The sequence below is a fragment of the uncultured Roseovarius sp. genome (assembly GCF_913054395.1).
GTDB lineage: Bacteria > Pseudomonadota > Alphaproteobacteria > Rhodobacterales > Rhodobacteraceae > Roseovarius.
In genome coordinates this window covers 1-2,702 of sequence record NZ_CAJXIP010000254.1, presented here as the reverse complement: position 1 = coordinate 2,702, position 2,702 = coordinate 1, and the positions used below count along the sequence as shown (strand labels likewise).

The 2,702-nt window shown below is 62.6% G+C and carries 4 protein-coding genes; all 4 read right to left on the bottom strand.

Going from position 1 to position 2,702, the window contains the following annotated elements:
* Positions 1-54 precede the first annotated feature (54 nt).
* On the bottom strand, positions 55-672 hold the full coding sequence (gene ccmA, locus QZ522_RS18925) for a heme ABC exporter ATP-binding protein CcmA (protein ID WP_294615299.1): 618 nt from the start codon (positions 670-672) through the stop codon (positions 55-57).
* 8 nt (positions 673-680) lie between these two features.
* Positions 681-1,034, bottom strand: a complete 354-nt coding sequence (locus tag QZ522_RS18920; protein ID WP_294615297.1) for an Mth938-like domain-containing protein — start codon at positions 1,032-1,034, stop codon at positions 681-683.
* A 12-nt stretch (positions 1,035-1,046) separates the two neighbouring features.
* The gene (locus tag QZ522_RS18915) at positions 1,047-1,799 is read right to left on the bottom strand and encodes a sulfite exporter TauE/SafE family protein (protein ID WP_294615295.1); all 753 of its coding nucleotides are present in this window, start codon (positions 1,797-1,799) and stop codon (positions 1,047-1,049) included.
* A partial coding sequence (gene secF, locus QZ522_RS18910) for a protein translocase subunit SecF (protein ID WP_294615292.1) occupies positions 1,792-2,702 on the bottom strand: 911 nt, incomplete at its 5' end. The genes secF and QZ522_RS18915, both read right to left, overlap by 8 nt.

The window sequence follows — 2,702 nt, the reverse complement described above, 5'->3', positions numbered from 1 at the left end:
CAAAGCCCCCGCCGGCGCGCATCGCCAGCCTGAAATCCCGGATCAGCAGCGCGATCATAAGAAGGCTCCGTCGAAATCGTCATGCTCAAGCGGTTTGGCCTTGAACGGGGCGACATCAAGCACCTGCGCCTCGGTCAGGCCAAGGTCGATATGCGTCGCCATCACCGCCAGGCCGCCCCCCGCAAGATGCGCGCGCACGGCGGCGGCGAACATCGCCACGGCATCGACATCAAGCGACACGGTCGGCTCGTCCAGCACCCAGATCTCGCGCCCGGTCACCAATAGCCGCGCCAGACCAAGGCGGCGCTTTTGCCCGGCCGACAGCGCACCGGCGGGACGGTCGCCAAGCGGGGTAAGCTGAAACGCCTCCATGGCCCGCGTGATATCGCTATTGCCAAAGGCCTGCGCCCAGAACCCAAGGTTTTCCCGCACGCTCAGCGTCGCCTTAATGCCATCGGCATGGCCTGCGTAAACAAGGCTGTCGGCAGGCACGTCAACCCGGCCCGATACCGGCGGTTGCAACCCGGCAATGGTGCGCAAGAGTGTGGTCTTGCCAATCCCGTTCGGCCCGCGCAGAACAAGCGCCTGACCGGGTGCTAGGTCAAACGACAGCCCCTCCAGTACCCGGATACCGCCGCGCGAGACACTCAGATCACTGACACTCAGCCCCATATCGGCAATCACACCGGCAAAAGCGCCACCGCCACGCGCCGCCCTTCGGATAAAAGCACGTTGTAGGTGCGGCATGCGGTGGGCGAGGTCATTGTTTCAACCCCAAGGCCCGCCTCCTCAAGCGCTGCGCGCAAACCGCTCGGGATATGCGCCATCTCGGCCCCGGTACCAATGAACAGAACGTCAATCTCGCCGACAAGCGCCAGGAGGGCGTCGGCGTCATCATAGCCGCCCCAGGCCCGCGCGCCGGTGACAGTCACACAGATCGGCCCTTCCATCACCTGCCCGGCCACGCGGAAAAAGCCCGGTCCGTAACCGTCGATCGGGGTGGCCCCGTCAAAGCTTATCTCGGTCATGCGCATGCTCAGGCTCCCTTAACTCCAGAGTGGCAGGCCACTTACCACGGCCAGGGCGATCACGCTATAGGCCGCCCAACGGTAAAGCCGCTGAAAGCGCGGGTCAAACAGGGACTGGCCGATCAGAGAGGTGATGAAATAGGGCACCGCCAGCGTCAGCGCCAAAAGGCCGGTTGTCGCCTCCAGATCGCCACGCGACAAGAGGTTCACCGCGATCACCACGTCAAGAGCGGCCAGAAACAGGATCGTGTTGGCACGCACCGATTGCGCCGCCGACTGGCCCGCCAGATAGAACAGGATCACCACCGGGCCGGTCAGCCCGGTCATCCCGCCAATCACCCCGGCCACCGCGCCGATCGCCACAAGCATCGGCCGCGAGACAATCCCGGAAAACCGCCAGCCCACCACAAGCGCGGCAAGGGTAAGCGCGGCCACCGCCGCCACAATCCAGCGGATCGTAACCGCCTCAAGCGCCTGCATGAGCCAGAGTCCGAACGGCACTGTCAAGAGCGCGGCAAGGGCCAGTATGGCGACCTCGCGCCGGTCTGCCTGCCCCCAGGCACGAGGCAGGAGCGCGGTCGTGCTGACGATGCCGGTCAGGGTCATCACCCCGACCACGGTCTGGGGCAGAAGGAAAATCCCGGCCACCGGCACAAAGACAAGCGCCGTACCGAACCCGGTAAAGCCACGCACGATCCCCGCAACCGAAATCGCCAGCAAAAGCCAGATCAGTCCGGGCGTGGCCCAGACCTGCAAGAGAAGATCAGGCATCGATATTCGCGAACTGGTTCCCGGCATTGGCATCCGGCTTGGACCAGTCACGCTTGACGCCAAGCCACAGCAGGACCGTGCTTGCCACGAAGATCGACGAATAGGTGCCGACAATCACACCCCAGATCATCGCAAAGACAAATCCCCGGATCACGTCGCCACCAAGGAAGTACAGCGCCAGAAGTGCCAGAAGGGTGGTCACAGAGGTCATCATCGTGCGCGACAGGGTTTCGTTGATCGACAGGTTCAGAACCTCGCTCAGCGGCTTTTGCTTGTATTTGCGCAGGTTCTCGCGGACCCGGTCGAACACCACGACCGTATCGTTCAGCGAATAGCCGACAATGGTCAGAAGCGCGGCAATAATGGCAAGGTCGAACTGAATCTGCATTTCCGAGAACACCCCGATGGTCAGCACAACGTCATGCACAAGCGCGACGACCGCGCCGACAGCGAACTGCCATTCAAAGCGCATCCAGATATAGATCAGAACCGCGCCAATCGCCAGAATGACGGCGATAACGGCGGTCTGGATAAGCTCGCCCGAGACCTTCGGCCCAACGCTTTCCACCGAGGTGAATGTGACATCGGGCACCGCCACCTGAAGAGCCTCCTCGACCGTCTGGATCACCGCCGCCGAAACGCTTTCCTGATCGTCCTGCGCCTGGATGCGGATCATCGCGACGTTCTGATCCTCGCCGAAGGTCGGATCGAACACCTCGGTGATGCTTATATCGCCAAGCTCAAGCCCATCCATCGCGCCGCGATAGGTGCCGATATCCACCGGCTCTGTGCTTTGGGTGCGGATCGTGGTGCCGCCCCGGAAATCAATCCCGAAATTCAGCCCCTGAAGCCCGAAAGACCCAAGCGCGATCACTATCAGGACCGCTGAAATACCAAGCGACA

Excerpts from the sequence above, each read along its gene's own strand:
- QZ522_RS18920 (WP_294615297.1), bottom strand. The coding sequence starts at position 1,034 with ATGCGCATGACCGAGATAAGCTTTGACGGGGCCACCCCGATCGACGGT.
- ccmA (WP_294615299.1), bottom strand. The coding sequence starts at position 672 with ATGGGGCTGAGTGTCAGTGATCTGAGTGTCTCGCGCGGCGGTATCCGG.
- QZ522_RS18915 (WP_294615295.1), bottom strand. The coding sequence starts at position 1,799 with ATGCCTGATCTTCTCTTGCAGGTCTGGGCCACGCCCGGACTGATCTGG.